General features: G+C 42.3%; 9 protein-coding genes and 1 pseudogene. 2 read left to right on the top strand and 8 right to left on the bottom strand.

The window, feature by feature from the left end; genetic code table 11:
- The first annotated feature begins 228 nt into the window (after nucleotides 1-228).
- Both C9J51_RS02155 and C9J51_RS02150 read left to right on the top strand, forming a co-directional pair.
- Entirely contained in the window at nucleotides 229-3066 is a 2838-nt protein-coding gene (locus C9J51_RS02155; protein WP_244907462.1) for a toxin TcdB middle/C-terminal domain-containing protein, read from the top strand.
- Nucleotides 3067-3223: 157 nt separating this feature from the next.
- Nucleotides 3224-6028 (top strand): RHS repeat-associated core domain-containing protein, encoded by a 2805-nt coding sequence (locus C9J51_RS02150; protein WP_082301594.1) that lies wholly within the window; start codon nucleotides 3224-3226, stop codon nucleotides 6026-6028.
- Nucleotides 6029-6357: 329 nt separating this feature from the next.
- Here the strand turns inward: C9J51_RS02150 and tnpC are convergent, their stop codons facing one another.
- The 8 genes and pseudogenes from tnpC to C9J51_RS02110 all read right to left on the bottom strand — a co-directional run bounded on the left by tnpC (nucleotide 6358) and on the right by C9J51_RS02110 (nucleotide 17675).
- Nucleotides 6358-7974, bottom strand: coding sequence for an IS66 family transposase (gene tnpC, locus C9J51_RS02145; protein ID WP_082301591.1), 1617 nt, complete (start codon nucleotides 7972-7974; stop codon nucleotides 6358-6360).
- Between the two features lie 75 nt (nucleotides 7975-8049).
- Nucleotides 8050-8406 carry an IS66 family insertion sequence element accessory protein TnpB gene (gene tnpB / locus C9J51_RS02140; RefSeq protein WP_012548966.1) on the bottom strand — a complete coding sequence of 119 codons (357 nt, stop codon included), beginning with the start codon at nucleotides 8404-8406 and terminating at the stop codon, nucleotides 8050-8052.
- Nucleotides 8403-8600, bottom strand: a complete 198-nt coding sequence (locus tag C9J51_RS02135) for a hypothetical protein (RefSeq protein ID WP_045040864.1) — start codon at nucleotides 8598-8600, stop codon at nucleotides 8403-8405. The genes tnpB and C9J51_RS02135 overlap by 4 nt, the downstream gene beginning before the upstream one ends.
- Before the next feature lie 222 nt (nucleotides 8601-8822).
- Nucleotides 8823-9500, bottom strand: coding sequence for a DUF4123 domain-containing protein (locus C9J51_RS02130; protein ID WP_107274826.1), 678 nt, complete (start codon nucleotides 9498-9500; stop codon nucleotides 8823-8825).
- Nucleotides 9497-11511: pseudogene (locus C9J51_RS02125) on the bottom strand (type VI secretion system Vgr family protein). The gene C9J51_RS02130 and the pseudogene C9J51_RS02125 overlap by 4 nt, the downstream one beginning before the upstream one ends.
- Nucleotides 11512-11621: 110 nt before the next feature.
- Complete coding sequence (locus C9J51_RS02120; protein ID WP_107274825.1) at nucleotides 11622-12140, bottom strand: Hcp family type VI secretion system effector; 519 nt, start codon at nucleotides 12138-12140, stop codon at nucleotides 11622-11624.
- A gap of 312 nt (nucleotides 12141-12452) precedes the next feature.
- Nucleotides 12453-14918, bottom strand: a complete 2466-nt coding sequence (locus C9J51_RS02115; protein WP_045039963.1) for a GH92 family glycosyl hydrolase — start codon at nucleotides 14916-14918, stop codon at nucleotides 12453-12455.
- A gap of 267 nt (nucleotides 14919-15185) precedes the next feature.
- Complete coding sequence (locus C9J51_RS02110; RefSeq protein ID WP_045039964.1) at nucleotides 15186-17675, bottom strand: GH92 family glycosyl hydrolase; 2490 nt, start codon at nucleotides 17673-17675, stop codon at nucleotides 15186-15188.
- Between the last annotated feature and the right edge of the window lie 60 nt (nucleotides 17676-17735).

Here is a 17735-nt window from a genome sequence, read left to right as displayed (position 1 = left end):
CCTTGGCAGATGGTTGACTTGCACGGTGAAGGTATGGCGGGGATTTTGTATCAAGATTCAGGAGCTTGGTGGTATCGAGCGCCAGTTCGCCAAACAGGGGACTCTCAGGACGCCGTGACTTGGGAGAATTCATCTCCTCTGCCATCCATTCCTTCCTTGCAAAGCGGAGGAATGCTTATGGACCTTGACGGAGACGGGTATCTTGAATGGGTAGTGACAAGTCCGAGCATGTCTGGGCATTATAAGCGAACGCCGGAACGAGAATGGCAAACCTTCACACCGTTATCGGCTTTACCAACGGAGTTTGCTCACCCTCAAACTCAATTAGCTGACATCACAGGCTCTGGATTGATGGACATGGTGCTCATTGGCCCCCGAAGTGTGCGTCTATACAGCGGTACAAGCGACGGCTGGCAACAGGCGCAAACGGTGGCTCAATCAGCCGGTATCACACTGCCTGTTGTGAATGGTGATGAACGAACGTTAGTGGCTTTTAGTGATATGGCGGGTAGTGGTCAACAGCATTTAGTGGAAATTTGTGCAGATAGTGTTCGTTATTGGCCCAATTTAGGACATGGTGGCTTTAGCGAACCCATCAAGATGTCTGGGTTTAGTCAACCTAGCGATAGCTTTAACCCTGCTCAACTTTATCTGGCTGACATCGATGGATCAGGCACCACCGACCTAATATACGCACAACATGACCACCTCCTGATTTATCTTAATCAGAGTGGTAACCAGTTTGCTGAACCATTCAGCGTATCGCTGCCTGAAGGTACTCAATATGATCGTACATGTACTCTACAACTGGCTGACATTCAAGGCTTGGGCGTCGCCAGCCTAATCATGACCATTCCTCATCTCACGGTACAACATTGGGTGTGCCATTTATCAGAGGCTAAACCTTGGCTCTTGAAAGGGATGAACAATAATATGGGGGCAAATCATACACTAACCTACCGAAGTTCTGCCCAATACTGGCTGGATGAAAAGGCAAACTGTTTGGCGCAAGCACTTCCAACCCCGGCATGTTATCTGCCATTTCCACAGCATACACTGCAATGCACAGAGATCACCGATGAAGTCACTGGTAATCGTTTGGTTAGCACCGCTAGTTATCGACACGGAGTTTGGGATGGTAGAGAGAAGGAGTTTCGCGGGTTTGGTTTTGTTGAAGTTTGTGATACTGATATTTTGACCGCGCAAGGCAGTGCGGCTGAAATAAGTATGCCGACTATCACTCGGAGTTGGTACGCGACAGGTTTATCTGAAGTGGACAAGGCATTAGTGAAGGAGTTTTGGTCAGGTGACAGTGCTGCTTTTACTGGATATACCCCTCGCTTTACCAGTGGTAGTGGCGACAATGAACAGACGCTGACTCCCGATGATAGTACACTTTTTTGGCTAAACCGTGGGTTGAAGGGCGTGTTATTACGTAGTGAATTATACGGTGATGACAACAGCAATCAGGCAGAAATACCCTACACGGTGACAGAAGCTCGACCACAAATACGTTTAGTTGATTCAAGCAGCACCTTCCCGGTTATTTGGCCTCATGAGATTGAGCGTCGTAACTATTATTACGAACGCGTCAGCAGTGATCCTCAGTGCACTCAACAAGTGTTAATGAGCAGTGATGAGTATGGACTGCCGTTGAGTCAAGTTAACATCCATTACCCGCGTCGTATTCAACCCACAGACAGTCCATATCCTGATAGCTTACCTGCGACTCTGTTTGCTGATAGCTTCGATACACAGCAACAAAAATTACGCTTCACGCAAGCACAGTACAGTATGCATTTATTACAGGATGTCGAACATGGTATTTGGTTGCCAGGGCTCCCTAATGCGACACGCGAAGATGCGTTTGAATATCCGGCAACTAAGGTTCCTGAGGATGGACTAATGTTAGAGTCGTTGCAGTCAGATAGCGACCTTTTAGCTGACAATACGGCAACCTTCGTAGGTCAACAACAAACTTGGTACTTAGATAGTGATGATAATGCGACAAATCTTTTGCCTGCGTTCCCACCATTGGTGGCATTCAATGAAGTTGCTACCTTAGATAAGGCAATGGTTGAGGCACTTTCTGCTTATGTTGACTCGAACACCCTTGTTCAAGCTGGATACGCATCGTCAGCGTACTTGTTCCCTCGCTCTACCGAGACAGGGTTGACGCTTTGGACTGTACGACAAGGTTACCCCACGTATGATGACTTTGAGCACTTTTCCCTTCCTAACTCTTACCGGGATACTTTGCTGACTGGGGTTACAACCGTCACTCGAGATACTTACGACTGTGCCGTAATAAAAATGCAAGATGCGGCTGGGTTAACAACTACAGTCGACTATGATTGGCGATTTTTGGCGCCGACTCATACGACGGATGCGAATGATAACCAAAAGGTAGTCACGTTCGATGCTTTAGGGCGTGTCACCTCTGCTCGCTTTAGTGGTACGGAAAATAGTCAAACCGTGGGATACAGTGGTAAAGCGTTTACGCCACCCAAAACGGTGGATAGCGCTTTGAGTTTAACTGCTCCCTTACCAGTGCACCTGAGTATGACTTACATTCCTGAAAGTTGGACGTGGGAGGGAGAGGAAAAATTGCCGCCACATGTTGTCACGCTGACCACTGATAGGTATGACACCGACGCTGCTCAACAGGTCCGACAGACCGCTGTATTTGCGGATGGGTTTGGGCGCACACTGCAAACAGCAGTTCGTCAAGTTGATGGAGAAGCTTTGCAGCGACAAGATGATGGTTCGCTTGTCACTGACGGGGCTGGAAATCCATTACTGGCTAACACGAACTTTCGATGGGCGGTGTCTGGTAAGACGGAATATGACAACAAAGGACAGGCGATTCGAACATTCCAGCCTTATTTCCTGAATAGCTGGAAATATCTTCGTGATGATAGTGCCCGACAAGACTTGTATGCAGATACTCATTATTACGATCCATTAGGTCGAGTATGGCAAGTCGAAACTGCAAAAGGAAACTTACGACGAACACTCACCACGCCATGGTTCGTTGTCAGTGAAGATGAAAACGATACAGCATGATGTTAAGCAGTTTTCAATTGAGATGGGATGCTAAACCACAATAGGAATTGAAAATAATCCCAACTCTACCTCAAGCGGTCAGGGCTTTCCCTGGCCGCCATGTTCTAGCTTCATGATTTCATTTTAATGAGTTGTACAGTATAAACAGGAAAATATCATGAGTACATCCTTGTTCAGCAATACCCCCTCAGTCACGGTTATAGATAATCGAGGGCTGCCAGTGCGTGATATTGCATACTACCGTCACCCTGATGAGCTAAACACGACGCAAACGCGCATTACGCATCATCAGTACAATATACGTGACTCTTTAGAGCAGAGTGCGGACCCTCGTTTGCACCAGAGCGGAAAGGCAAACTTTCTTTATTTAGCCGACCTGACAGGTCACGTTCTACGTACTCAGGGCGTAGATAATGGCACCTCAGTCAGTCTCAGCGATGCCGCTGGACGGGCTTTCATTGCCGTCAGTAATATAAGCACAGCTGCCGACGGCTCGGAGGACAGGAGTCAAGCGGTGACTCGAACTTGGCAATATGAGGAAGTATCACTACCCGGCCGTCCACTGAGCATCACGGAGCAAATTTCTGGGGAGACGGCCCGTATCACAGAGCGGTTTGTGTATGCCAATAACACCGAAGCGGAGAGAGCCCAAAACCTTGCAGGTCAGTGCATTAGCCACTACGACACCGCTGGCTTAGCCCAGACCAATAGCATTGCTCTTACCGGAGTCCCTCTCTCTGCTAACCGCCGCTTGTTGAAAGATGCCGATAATCCGGATGCTATAGCTGATTGGCAGGGAGGAGACGCTTCTGTTTGGAATGACCAACTCAGCAATGAGAATTATGTCACGCTAACTACAGCTGACTCCACAGGCACAGTATTAACCACGACCGACACGAAAGGTAACGAACAACGTGTGGCGTATGATGTATCTGGCCTGATGTCGGGCAGTTGGTTAACGCTGAAAGAGGGCACAGAACAAGTTATCGTTGAATCCGTGGCGTACTCGGCGGTTGGACAAAAACTGCGTGAAGAGCAGGGTAACGGCGTGGTTACGACATACTCGTATGAGCCAGAAACGCAGCGTTTAATCGGGATAAAAACAGAACGCCCTACAGGACATGCTCTTGGTGCGAAGGTGTTACAAGACCTTCGTTATGAGTACGACCCAGTAGGCAACGTGGTGAAAATCCATAATGATGCAGAAGAGACACGCTTCTGGCGCAATCAGAAAGTCGTACCGGAAAATACTTATACTTACGATAGTCTTTATCAGTTGGTCCAAGCTACTGGCCGTGAAATGGCCAATGCCGGTCAGCAAAACAGTCACTTACCGTCTGCAATAATCCCTTTCTCTTCAGACAGCTCAGCGTACACAAACTATACCCGCACTTATACTTATGACGAAGTGGGTAACCTGACACAGGTCAAGCACAGTTCGCCGGCAACGAACAATAACTATACAACCACGATGACTGTAAGCGACAGCAGCAACCGAAGTGTACAGAGTACGTTGACGGCAAATCCTTCGGACGTCGATTCTTTCTTTACCGTGGGCGGTCAACAAAACCAACTGCAACCAGGGCAATACCTTATCTGGACGCCGCGCAATGAATTGTTGAAGGTAACGCCAGTGGTGCGCGATGGTGACGTAGATGACGTAGATGACGTAGAGAGTTATCGCTATGATGCAGGCAGCCAACGCCTTTTAAAAGTCAGCAAACAAAAGGCAGCGAACAGTGTACATACATTGCGGGCGCTTTATTTACCAGGGGTAGAGTTACGTTACGCAGCGCAGGACAACACAGAAACGGAAAGCTTGCAGGTTATTACCGTGGGTGAGGCAGGTCGGGCTCAGGTACGAGTGTTGCACTGGGAAAAGGGCAAGCCAGAAGAGATAAGTAATGACCAAATAAGGTACAGTTACGACAGTCTTATCGGTAGCAGCAATCTAGAGGTAGACAACAGTGGTCACGTCATCAGTATGGAAGAATATTATCCGTATGGTGGTACTGCTATTTTAACGGCGCGCAGTCAAGTGGAAGTGAAGTATAAAACGGTCCGCTATTCGGGCAAAGAGCGTGATGCAACTGGGCTTTATTACTACGGTTATCGATACTATCAGCCTTGGGTGGGTCGATGGCTTTCTTCAGACCCGGCAGGCGCCATAGATGGGTTAAATCTGTACAGGATGGTAAGGAATAATCCGATAAATTTAGCCGATGAGGAAGGGCTCTATTCTGATTTTAAAAAAGTTAAGGATATAGGAAGGTTAGGTCGATTAAAAGAGGTTGTAGGTGTTCAGATAAATTTATCTGAACATGAGGAACGCAAAGGACCTCCTTCTGATGGGGGCATTATAGGTGGACATGCGTTAAATAGACATGTCCCACCAACTGGAAAAAGCGCTCTTGATTGGGCTTCCCGGAGATATGATATTCTTAAGGATCACAATATAGGAAGTGCTGCATTTTTTAGTAGAGCAGAGTCTGAGAAGTTAATTACTGAAGTAATTAAAAAAGGAAAACCTTCTAGCTATATAGCTGCTAGTGAAAAAAGAAATGAGTTACAAAAAGCACCAACGAAAACGTTGAAGTATGATATTTTTGAACCTAATGTGCATAGGCCAAATAGAGAGAGTTATGACTTACAAGTCGGCTCTGTGCCTAAAGCCCACACAAAGGATATAAGGAATACATTATATCAACAAGACACGTTTCTAAAAAAAGATGATATTAGTGGCAAAAGCTTTAAGTTTACTTATGACTTTGGGAAAAATGTTGGGGCTGGTTTCCAATCTCGAGCAGACAGGGATGATTGGTTGTCATCAGGGAAAAAAGATACTAGTTTTGTTCGTTTTGCAACGGCGATAGAGGTGGTTATAACAACTGGTATTGGTAGAAAAGGGACAAAAACAGCAGAACATTTCAAATTGGTGAGTGCTTATCCTATAACGAGGTAATTATATTTATCTGTGATGATGTCTGATTTACGACATGATTAAATAGCGACAATGAAGATAAGGTGACCCATAATAGGTCACCTTTTTTATTTATCATTAGATAAGCGATTTAGGGGTATACGGGGTTTGAGGTCCAACGGAACGAAAGTGTACGTTTAGAGGGTTAACTATTTGATTAATAGATTTTTATCACTCATGTACCGACTCAATATTTATCACCTTTATTCACGTTCAAAGACCTTAACTGTAAGCGTCTTTAAATCGACTCGTTGACTTTAAAAATCAACACAAATACCGCCAGTTAAGGCGGTATTTGTCATTTTGAGGGATTAAATATTATGATCTTGTCTTGTGATCTTAGGGATATTCCAAGGCAATAAATGAGTTAAATCATCGTCACTCTTTAACTTCGGTATCTCATGAAGGACATACTCCAAATAAGCGTAAGGCTCACAATCATTCGCTTTTGCTGTTTCTATTAAACTATAAAGCACGGCACTTGCTCTAGCTCCTCTATGCGTGTTAGAGAAGAGCCAGTTATTTCTACCTACCGTAAACGGCCTGACTGAGCGCTCTGCGCGATTGTTATCGATACTTAATTGTCCGTCATCAATAAAACGGTTCAATTTAGACCATTGGTTTAGAGTGTATCTAATCGCCTCCCCTAACTTACTTTTCGGAGGCACCTCTGTTACTGATTTATCGAGCCATTTTTTGAAAGTGTCAAGTAATGCCTTCGATTGAGATTGCCGTATTGTGTATTTACTCTCAGAGCTGAGCTCTTTGATTTCTTTCTCTATACGATAAATTTTTTGAAACCAATTCAAGGCCCATTGCGTTTTTCCACCTTTACCTTGCCTACCTTTAGGTAGACAATTCTCTGCCTCAACGAATTTACGTCGAGCATGAGCTAAACAGCCAACCAGTATCGAGTCAGTTTTTTCATATGCACTGTATCCATCAACGTGCAGGTAACCCCCATATCCTGATAAGTAACTGATTGGGCAGTCGTGCCCTCGACTTCCATCCTGATAATCAAATAACACAATACCAGGATGTTCAGCGCAGCCCCCTCTGTCTGAGCCACAGCCATATAACCAGATATAACTTTTCTTTTTGGGGTCTTCCAATACTGTCAAGGTAGTCTCATCGGCAAACAATACTGGTTGAGTCAGTAAATTGGCTTTTAAATGAGCCATTAAAGGCTCAAACGCGTCAGCACAACGCAGTATCCATTGACTCATCGTTTTGCGACTTAATGTTATCCCATACTGACGAAATAAGGATTCTTGTCGATAAAGTGGCAGTGCATAGTGATACTTATGCGTAATGATTTGAGCTAATAAGGAAGGGGTAGCGATGCCTTTCGGGATGATAGACGCTGGGGGCGTTGCCATTACAATCGTTGTTTTTTCACCTTTAGTTTCGCACAGGCGACAGACATATTTAGGTCGAACAGTGACTTCAACATAGAGTTTAGCAGGAACATATACCAGTTTTTCAGACGTATCCTCCCCCATGGAAGACAGCGCGACCTGACAACATGAACACGTTTTCTCTTCTTCTGGTACGTCAACGATAACTCGTTCACGAGGTAAGTCTTCTGGCAGTCGTTGACGCCCCTTAGGCTTAAAATGCGGCTTAAGGCTGGTATTGTCTTCAACCTCAAACTCTTCATCTTCATCTTCAGTGTCTGAGCTTACTTCTTCAGCTTCATTGAAAACACAATCTTCCTTAGGTAAAGATTCACTGCTCGCGCCAAATTGTCGGTGACGAGCAAGCTGCATTTTTTCCAAAAGAGATTGATAACGAGCTTCACTTTCTTTCAAAGCGTCATTAAGTTTATCAACGGTGAGTTGAAGTTCATTATTTTGAGCTTCTTTTTCTGCAAATAACGCTCGAAGTAAAACAAGCTCATTACTTTTATGGGATAATTTTTTATTCATAGTGTGAACAAAAATATCAGCATAATACGTTTGGCGCTCTTAGTTTATTGCCATTTACGAAGCAATATCTACTCCTTAATTTAGACTTTGATAGTGAATAGACTTATGAGGTTGCATTTTGTCAATGTCGAGTCCGTTAAGAAGCCAGTGCCATTGCTCTTCAGTCAAAGAAACGGTTGCTCCGGTCATTTTTTTAGGCCAGGTGAATTTATCTTCCTCAAGGCGTTTTTGCCATAGGCAAAATCCATTCCGGTCCCAATACAACACCTTTATTTTATCATTCTGTCGATTGCAAAAAACAAAGAGTGCATCAGAAAATGGAGAGATGACCATCTGTTGTTCAACAATCATGCTAAGACCATTAATTCCTTTTCTAAAGTCCACGGGCGCTTTATGAAGGTAAATCATTGAGATATCGACAAACATTTTCATTTGATGACCTCTTTTATCAACATGGCAAGCCATTGTGGTGATGTCGAAGCAGGTAAAGAAAGTTGCAACGCCCCAGCTTGAATATTTAATACTTGATGATTTTCAGGAGGAAAGAAGACATTGTCTTCTTCATCAACTTCATCGCGTTTAACTAAAGCAAAAGGAGATAGGAGCTCCTCCTCTTCTTCTTCCATTAGTGGTCTAAGTGAGCGTTTATATTGGCAAAAGTGTTGGGGTTAATATTATTCATACCGCAAAACTGCTCAAGAGGAATATTACTCGCGTAATATTTTTGAACTAGATGCAGCCATTCGGAGTGAGTGCGATGTTTTCCCATAATATCTTCAATAAAAAATAACAATGAGAGGAGGGTAACGAAGTTGAGAGTCAGTTAGTATGCGTCGATTTAAAGACGCTTACGTTTCAAACTGCATATCATGGGCATTTTGCACCCATTCCGTTATCCAAAGTAAAGGATAATTGTGTTGTTGAAGCGCCTCAGGAAAGTAGGTACTCAAATGTTGATGTACTTTTTCGACGGTATTACGGCGAGTGATATCACCTAATTGTTTCCACTGTTGATCTGATAAGTGATAGGCCTTAGGTTTCTCTTTAATATCTATGTTTTCGTCATGACAAAGAGAAATCCATCCCTCGCGGGTTGGCAACCAAGCTTTGGATATAGCAGTCCAGAGATAACATTCTTGATCGTTTAAGATCACATTCATTGCCTCTGGTTGGCCGACTTTAAAAAAAACCTTAGAGCCATATGGCGAAAGAACTTCAAAGAAGTCCGATAGTATGGTGGCAAGCTGGTCGATATTGGCATCACTACTAATGATATATCCCACATTTGCCTGATTATATTGAGTAAACCAAGACATCGCGGTTGGTGTTAGCTTAATGATGAATGGTGATACTTCTCTTAATGGTAAAAAGCGTAACGGGCAAATAGCTTGAGGTTGCAAATCTTGTTGCAGTAATAACAACTCAAGTTTTTCAATTTGGCTACCATCAAGAATAAGAAAACACGCTTCATGACTAAGAATGTCAAAGTCGGGGATCGGCTTAGGGAGTTGAAGGCTAAAACTCATTGTGCATTCTCCATACACACTTCACAAACGGGTACTTTTCCTTTCATGGCCTCAAGTTGCTGCGGCCAATTTATGAGTGTTATTGCAGCTAATGCCACGGCAGCTTCAACCGCGCCGGGTAATAACGGAGAAACACCCGCATAGCCTGAGCCACTGCCTGCATTTCCACCTGAGTTTAAATTCACTGCCGCCCCGACGAATGACACACCCGACGCGTCTATTTTGATAAAGCTACCGCCTGCTTTTAATGTAATTTCAGCACCAGCTTCAATCACAACTTTATTACCGGCTTTAATATGAATCTCATTACCCGCATCATTCAATATCGCTTTACCCTGTTTAAGATGTAATGTGCCGTCGATCATCAATGTTTGATCACCTTTAACATGGTGGCGACTTTCACCATCAACCGTTAAATGATCATTCACTTTAATATGGCTAAAACGTTCATTTTCTACATCAAGGTGTAAATCATGTTTAATGTTGTCGGTACGGTCGTTTTCAACTAAGACATTGACATCTTTTTGAGCTCGAACGTAGATTTCTTCTTTGCCAGCTTGGTCTTCAAAACGCAGTTCGTTATAACCATCACCTTGGTGGGTTTCAGTGCGTAAAACAGTGCGGGTCTTATGGGCAGAGGTTGATTAGTGGAGTGATAAGTACGGCCTGTGATGATCGGTTGATCAGGATCGCCTTCTAAAAAACTGACAATCACTTCATGGCCAACACGAGGCAGGGCAACCATACCATATTGGCTACCCGCCCAACCTTGTGAAACGCGAACCCAACAGCTGGCGTTATCATCACTGTTACTGTAACGATCCCAAGGAAATTGAAGTTTGACACGCCCAAATGCATCACAATAAATGTCTTCACCCTCAGGCCCAACAACCATCGCGATTTGTGGGCCATCAACGGTGGGTTTGGCATTAAACGGCGGACGCCAAGGACGATGAGCTGCAATGACAACAAACTCATTATTATAGGTTGTTGCTCCTTCGCCGCCGGCTTCTTCTAATGCTTGGGGTTGAGTACCAACATGGGTGACGGTAATGATCAACCAGTCACGATTACAGGTGTCATCATCATGCTCTTGTAGCGTAAATTTTACGCCGGGAAGAATAGTGGGCACATTACTTTTGGCATTCGCGGTTTGGGCATCGCGTCGAAGTGATTCAATTCGAAACTGCACAAAGGGCTTACCACTAGCATCGTCTTTATAACGACCGGGGTAATCAAAATGCTCATAGGTGGCTTGTTGATAATCCGCTTCTTTGGCTACTGAAGTTTGCAAAAAACTATAAGCTGGTTTTTTAAAGCTGTAGTCTTTTAGCTGAGCGGATGATGAGCAAATTTGAGTGTTACGCGCAAAAGTTCGAATAAAAGGCACGTTACTGCTACCACCACTGCGGCTGTTGTAAATCAGAGGCTCAACGAGACTGACAGCGTGTTGAGTATCGTCACTAAAGATAAGAGTGTTTTTCTTATTGTCGTGATTGAAGTAATAAAAAATCCCTTCTTCTGCGGCAATTCTCTCGATAAAGGCTAAATCACTTTCACGGTATTGTACGCAATATTCACGTTGTACCAATTGGCGACTGATCGCAAAACTATAATCATTAATCCCCATTTCTTGCAGCAAGATAGAGATAATTTCAGACACCGTCTGTGTTTGGAAAATACGGCTATTTTGACGCAAGGCTAACCGCGCCAAAGGTGGCACAAATTCAACTTGATAGATTGTATGGCTGTGGCCGGTATCGCCTTGAGAAAATTGGCGCACAATACCATGCCATTGCTGTTGTAATTCACCGTGCTGCCAAACCGTCAATTTTGCATTGTGATCAATGGTTTCAAGCGGCGTTAAACTTGAGTTGCGGCTGGCTAAATCGATCGTAAAAGAAAAAGGCAAAGACAACGTATCGTTACCTTTAAATTCAGTCACAGCAAATGTTGACGCGTCAATCCCTTCAACGATAAAGGTAAATTGTAATCCTGTTTGTTGTGCCATGATGTTACCTCAATTAAACCTATGCTAAAGCGATGAATGAATGCCTTAGCACAGGCATAAACAACAAAAGCCCGCACTGGATGGCAGTGCGGGCAATAATTATTTGATACTTACGCTTCTAACGGTGCACGCCAGTCATCAGCACCAGATGTGCCAGAGACAGTGTGATCCCAATTAATTTTGCGGTAAGCCATAGAGATTTCAATAAGCTGAGTGAAATCTACCTTGGTTGAATCTTGGCAATGTGGCATTTGATTGTCGATATTTACAATCGTTGCATCGGTTAACGTAGTTGTGAAGTAATGCTCTTGCTTACCTTCAACAGAGGTGCGGTACCACTTAAGTTCAACCGTTGGCAGCATTTCACCTGATGCCAATGCGTTGTACATCAACGGAACAGATTTGTTTAATGCCACAGTAAATTTAAAAGGTTTATGAACACGTTGACCAGCAGGTTGACCTGACTGTGGGTCAGTTGGCACGGTTACGGTATGCTTAAATTCTTGCACCAGCATTTGGTCTTCGTGGCCTTCAACGTAAATGTTACCAACAGAATTAGCAGTGAATGCATCTGCGGTGATGTTGCCCTGAGTACGACCTTGGATAGAGATATAACATGGAGTTGGCATTGTAATGTCCTTAAAAATATTGGAATTTCATTACTTTTAAAGCAACTTCCATACCACATTAAAAAATAACAATAACATATTGAATTATAAGCAAATAAAAATAAAAATAATGATTCAACTAATACTCTGAGCAAGTTATTGCCCAGGATCGAGCAAACTATTGCCTAGCGAGCAAATTATCGCCCACATTTACGCTTAGCAATATAAACACCAAATCAAAAGCATAAAAAAGGCCAAGTGCTATGCACTTAGCCTTCATTAAAAATCATCAACCTATTTTAAGACGATATATTTTCATTTAATTTTCGTTAATTAAAATATCGCCTGCAATGCTTGCTTCTTATCACCTGTCATCACAAAACGTAATTCGCCACCGGCTTTGATATCACTGTGTTTAAAGGTTAGGTTAGCACCTAGCTGTTGACCATTAATGGTGACTGACTGCACATACTTATTCACTGGGCTATTATTGTCAGCCACAATGGTAAATTCACCGCCTTTCACATCAATCGCAACCTTATCAAACAATGGACGACCAATTGAATAAGTAGGATCGGCTGGCGTCACTTGGTAAAAGCCTAAAGCACTCATGATGTACCATGCTGACATTTGGCCGACATCTTCATTACCAATCAAACCTGTCGGTTCAGTGGTATAGAACTGATTCATTATTTGATCTAAATATTCTTGTGCTTTCCAAGGTTCATCAGTCAAATTATATAAGTATGGAATATGGTGCGATGGCTCATTACCATGCATATATTGACCAATATAACCGGTTAAATCGGGCAGTTCTTCACCAGTATTTGAAGAGCGAGCAGTAAACAACTCATCTAAGTCTTCACGGAATGATTTTTCAGGTGTCATATCCGGTTTATTTTGAGCAACATCAGCAGCATAAATTTCTTGCTTTAGACGCTCAAAATCATGCATTGGCTGGAACTTCCACTGCCATGCATTACCTTCAGTAAAGGCAAATTCATCAACAAAATACGGATCAAATGGCAATAGTGGGCATTGCTCCATTGCTTCGCTACTACCATCCGTTTGTACCACATCTATCATCACACATTCATCTTTGCGCGACTCATCAATAGGCTGATTAAATTGTGATGCGGGTTTATTCGGACTAACACTTAATGGGTGATTCTTCGGACGTAAGAAGCCACTGACTTTATCCCAATGCTGCAACCAGTTATCAGCACGGCTTAAAAACTCGTCTTGCAGTTTTACATCACCTGCCATACGCGCAATTTCTGATACAGCCCAATCACCATAAGCAAACTCTAAAGTATAAGATGCTGAGTTCCAGTAGCCATGATGAACATATTTATTTTGTTCATAAACCTTCACTTGCACCACGTTTGCAGCACCAATGTTTTGATCGTCAGTCCAATCTGGAAATTCACTTTTCTCATGATAACGCGCGGTAAATTCTGCCGCGTCTAATGCATCTTGCGCATTAACCTTTAAATCCTTTGCCATTGCATCAGCAATAATTGAAATAGCCGGAAAACCAATCATCGTCCCCGTATAATAGCCTTGTAATTCCCACTTAGGTAACATACCGCCATCTTTATATTTACGAATTAAATCATTGGCATATTCTGTCGCACGTTGTGGATTAATAATCGTTTGTAACGGATGGAAAGCACGGAAAGTATCCCACATTGAATACACTGAATAGTTAGGTGTATCCCCTGCATCTTTGATTTCTTGGGTTCGCATTGCACGATATTGACCATCCACATCTTGGAAAATCATTGGCGCAATAGAAGCATGGTATAACGCGGTATAGAAAATCTGTTTTTGATCTTCAGTGCCACCTTCAACCTCAACCTTGGCTAACTCGTTATGCCATGCCTGTTGAGATTGGGCTAGTACAGTATCAAAGCCCCACGCAGGTACTTCTGCATTAAGGTTTTTCTCTGCGCCGTCAATGCCCGTAGGAGATAGACCCACTTTTAATTCTAATGGTTGATCTGTCGGTGCAAACTCTAAATAAGCAATGGTTTTAACCGCTTCAATATTATCATTATTTAATTTAACACTCGTTTCAACCCCATCAATTAATGCGGTTGCTTTCACAATCGGTTGATTAAATTTAGCATAGAAATAGACATGTTGATTATTTGCCCAACCATCTGAACTACGTTGACCTCGAATAGTATATTCATCAATTATTTCAATATTACCGACAGTGGTACGATTACCCCAACTCTTGTTTAACGTATGATCTAAATCGAATTTAATAAATGGAGTAGTCCCTTCAGCGAAGGTATATTTATGATAACCCACACGTGCTGTTGTGGTTAATTCCGCTTTTATATCACCACGGTTTAATTCAACGGAATAATAACCCGCTTCTGCAATTTCATTCGCTTTATCAAAGGTATTATAAGTTGCGTTATTTTTTTCAGTAAACGGTAGGACAAGTATATCGCCTAAATCAGTAATGCCAGTACCACTTAAATGAGTATGTGAAAAACCATACACTGGAATATCTTGTTGCTTGCCATGATCAAAATAACCAGCAGCAGAGCCCCAACCATCCATCTCAGTATCTGGGCTTAACTGTACCATTCCCGATGGATATACTGCACCAGGGAAAGTATGACCATCAGCACCAGTACCAATAAAAGGGTTTACATATTGTAAATATACGTCTGAAACTGGAGTGATATTATCTTTAGATACCGATGTATCATCAGAATTACAACCAACTAACCCCATCGCTAATGCAATAGAAAATGCTATTGGACTCAGTTTATTTATCATTATTATCGACCTATATTATTGATAGTTGGGTAACGAGTTAGATAAATATCAACTCACTTTACATTCGATTAATAATAAAAATAAACACTCTATTTAAATAGTAGCAAAAAAGAACATTTACTGGATTTTTATCACCAACTTATATTTTTGTGACATTGGTTCAACGTAATAATCAATAATATTAATATATAAAAAAGCAGCCATTAAATATAAATGACTGCCGATTATTTTCTTTATTTATTTATTTGTTTAGTTAATTAACTCTAATTATTCAATGAATGAAGCTTGCATAGCTTGAGATTTATCACCTGTCATCACAAATTTAAGTTCACCACCTACTTTAAATTCGGAGTGATTAAAGAACAAACCGTTATCTAACTGCTTACCATTAATTGATACCGATTTTATATACATATTATCATCGGCATTATTAATCGCTTTAACTGTAAAGAAACCGTCTTTTACAGGTAAACGTACTTCATCAAATAACGGCCGTCCAACAGTATATATAGGTGCTGCGGCATTAACTTGATAGAAACCCATTGCAGACATCACATACCATGCCGACATAGAACCAACATCTTCATTACCAATAATGCCAGCAGGTTCTGCGAAGTACATTTCATCTAAAATATAATCGACCACTTCTTGGGTTTTCCAAGGCTCTGCGGTCCAGTTATAAAGGTATGGAATATGGTGTGATGGCTCATTACCAAAGGCTACTTGGCCAATCATTCCCGACATATCAGCCGTTTCTGTACCTTCACTCACCGCAGTAAAGGTGGCATCTAAGTTTTTCGCAAACGCAGCTTGCCCGCCCATCTCATCTTGAAGGCCTTTAATATCATGCGGTACAAACCAAGTCCATTGCCATGCATTACCTTCTGCATAAGGACCTGATTCATGAGCCGTATTATACGGATCAAATGGTGAAATAAACTCACCATCAATGGTTAATGGACGCATAAAACCAGTTACGCCATGCTTGGCATATTCAGTTGGATTGTTATCAAAGTAACGTTCAAATGCTTTTGATCGCGCTAAATATTGTTGCTCAATGTCAGTATTACCCGCAGATTTAGCAATTTGTGCAATAGCCCAATCATAAAATGCATTTTCTAAGCCGTAAGATACCGATTCTTTAATATTTTCAGCATTTTCATTCGCGACAGGTACAAAACCTTGTTGCTGAGAAAATTTGATGGCATCAGGTAGAACACGTTTTAATACATCAAGATCCCACTCTTGCGCTAATGTTGCATAGTTATCATAAGTGGATGATTCAACCGCAGCTTGCAGTGCTTGTTGTTTTTCTTGTTGTGTAAATTCATTCGGAAACTTGGTGATCGCATCAGCAATAACAGCAACCGCGGGATAACCAATCATGGTGCCTGTTTCATCCCCTAGATGTTCCCACTTAGGCAATAAACCACTTTCCCGCCATTTCTGAACCATATTCTTGGCATATTGAACGGCACGTTCAGGCTCAGTAATGGTTTTTAATGGATGTAACGCACGGAAGGTATCCCATAATGAATACACCGAAAAGTTTGGTTGTTCAGGCGTTGCTTGACCATAAGCAATAGAATACTCACCTTCGCCATTACGAATTGAACCTTTACCCATGCCTCTAAACTCACCACTAACATCTTGATGCACTTGAGGGGCTATTTTTGTATGGTAAAGCGCGGTATAGAAAATTTCTTTTTGCTCTGGCGTACCACCTTTTACATCAAAATTTAATGCTCGTTGCCATTTTTTAACGGCACTGGCGCGAGCTTCATCAAATGATTGATGAGCTTCTGCATCATGGTTTGCTTTAGCACCATCAGCACTCACGGCAGAGATTGCAACAGCGGCATTAACAACTTGGGTATCACCAGCTTCAAATTCCACATATGCGGTAACATCAGCTTTAGTACGCTTCACTGGTTTACCCGTTTCATCATGCAGTAACGCTGATGTATGCTCGGCAGTTAATCCATCGACAGGCTTACCGTTAGCCAGAATAACAACGTTCTTAATTTTTTTATCAAAGGTCGCATAGAAGAATATTTTTTGATTTTTAGCCCATCCAGAAAAATGTGCGGCATCTCTTTCACCCGTGATCGTATAACCATCACCACTGACCGTTAATTGATTACGTAATGACGTAGAGCCCCAATCACTGTTTAATATAGAGTTTAAATCAATTTTTAATTTCTGATCAGCATCTTGAGGATAGGTATAACGATGAAAACCAACCCGTTCAGAAGCGGTTAGCTCGGCTTTAATATCATTGTCTGCAATTTCTACGCTGTAGTAGCCAACTTCAGCATGTTCAGTTGTTTTATCCATTTTCACTGAAATAGCGTTACGGTAATCATCATTATCTTCGATATATTTTTGATTATCTTCGGTAAACGGTAAAAATAGAATATCGCCTAATCCCCCCATACCAGTACCACTTAGATGAGTATGAGAAAAACCAAATAACGTATCTTTATCGTAATGATAACCCGATGAAGAATGCCACCCCATCAATTCAGTGTCGGGTGAAAGCTGCATCATACCTTCAGGTACCACTGCCCCCGGAAAAGTATGACCATTAAAGCCAGTACCAATAAATGGGTCGACAAATTTAGTGTTACCCGTTAACTCAATCGTAGGTCGATCTTTATCTGGCACAATGGTCGTATTATTTATCGTTTCATCATTACATCCAGCTAATACTGCTGCGACCATCAGTGCCAAAGGCATTATTTTCATTGTCGACATATCCATTCCCTAGCTTATTTCGTTAGCTGTAGATTGTTATATCGACAACTACGATTGAAA

This window comes from Photobacterium iliopiscarium, from assembly GCF_003026395.1.
In the GTDB taxonomy this organism is placed as follows: domain Bacteria; phylum Pseudomonadota; class Gammaproteobacteria; order Enterobacterales; family Vibrionaceae; genus Photobacterium; species Photobacterium iliopiscarium.
Note: the sequence above shows the minus strand (reverse complement) of the source record. Positions and strands in the feature narration are given on the sequence as shown.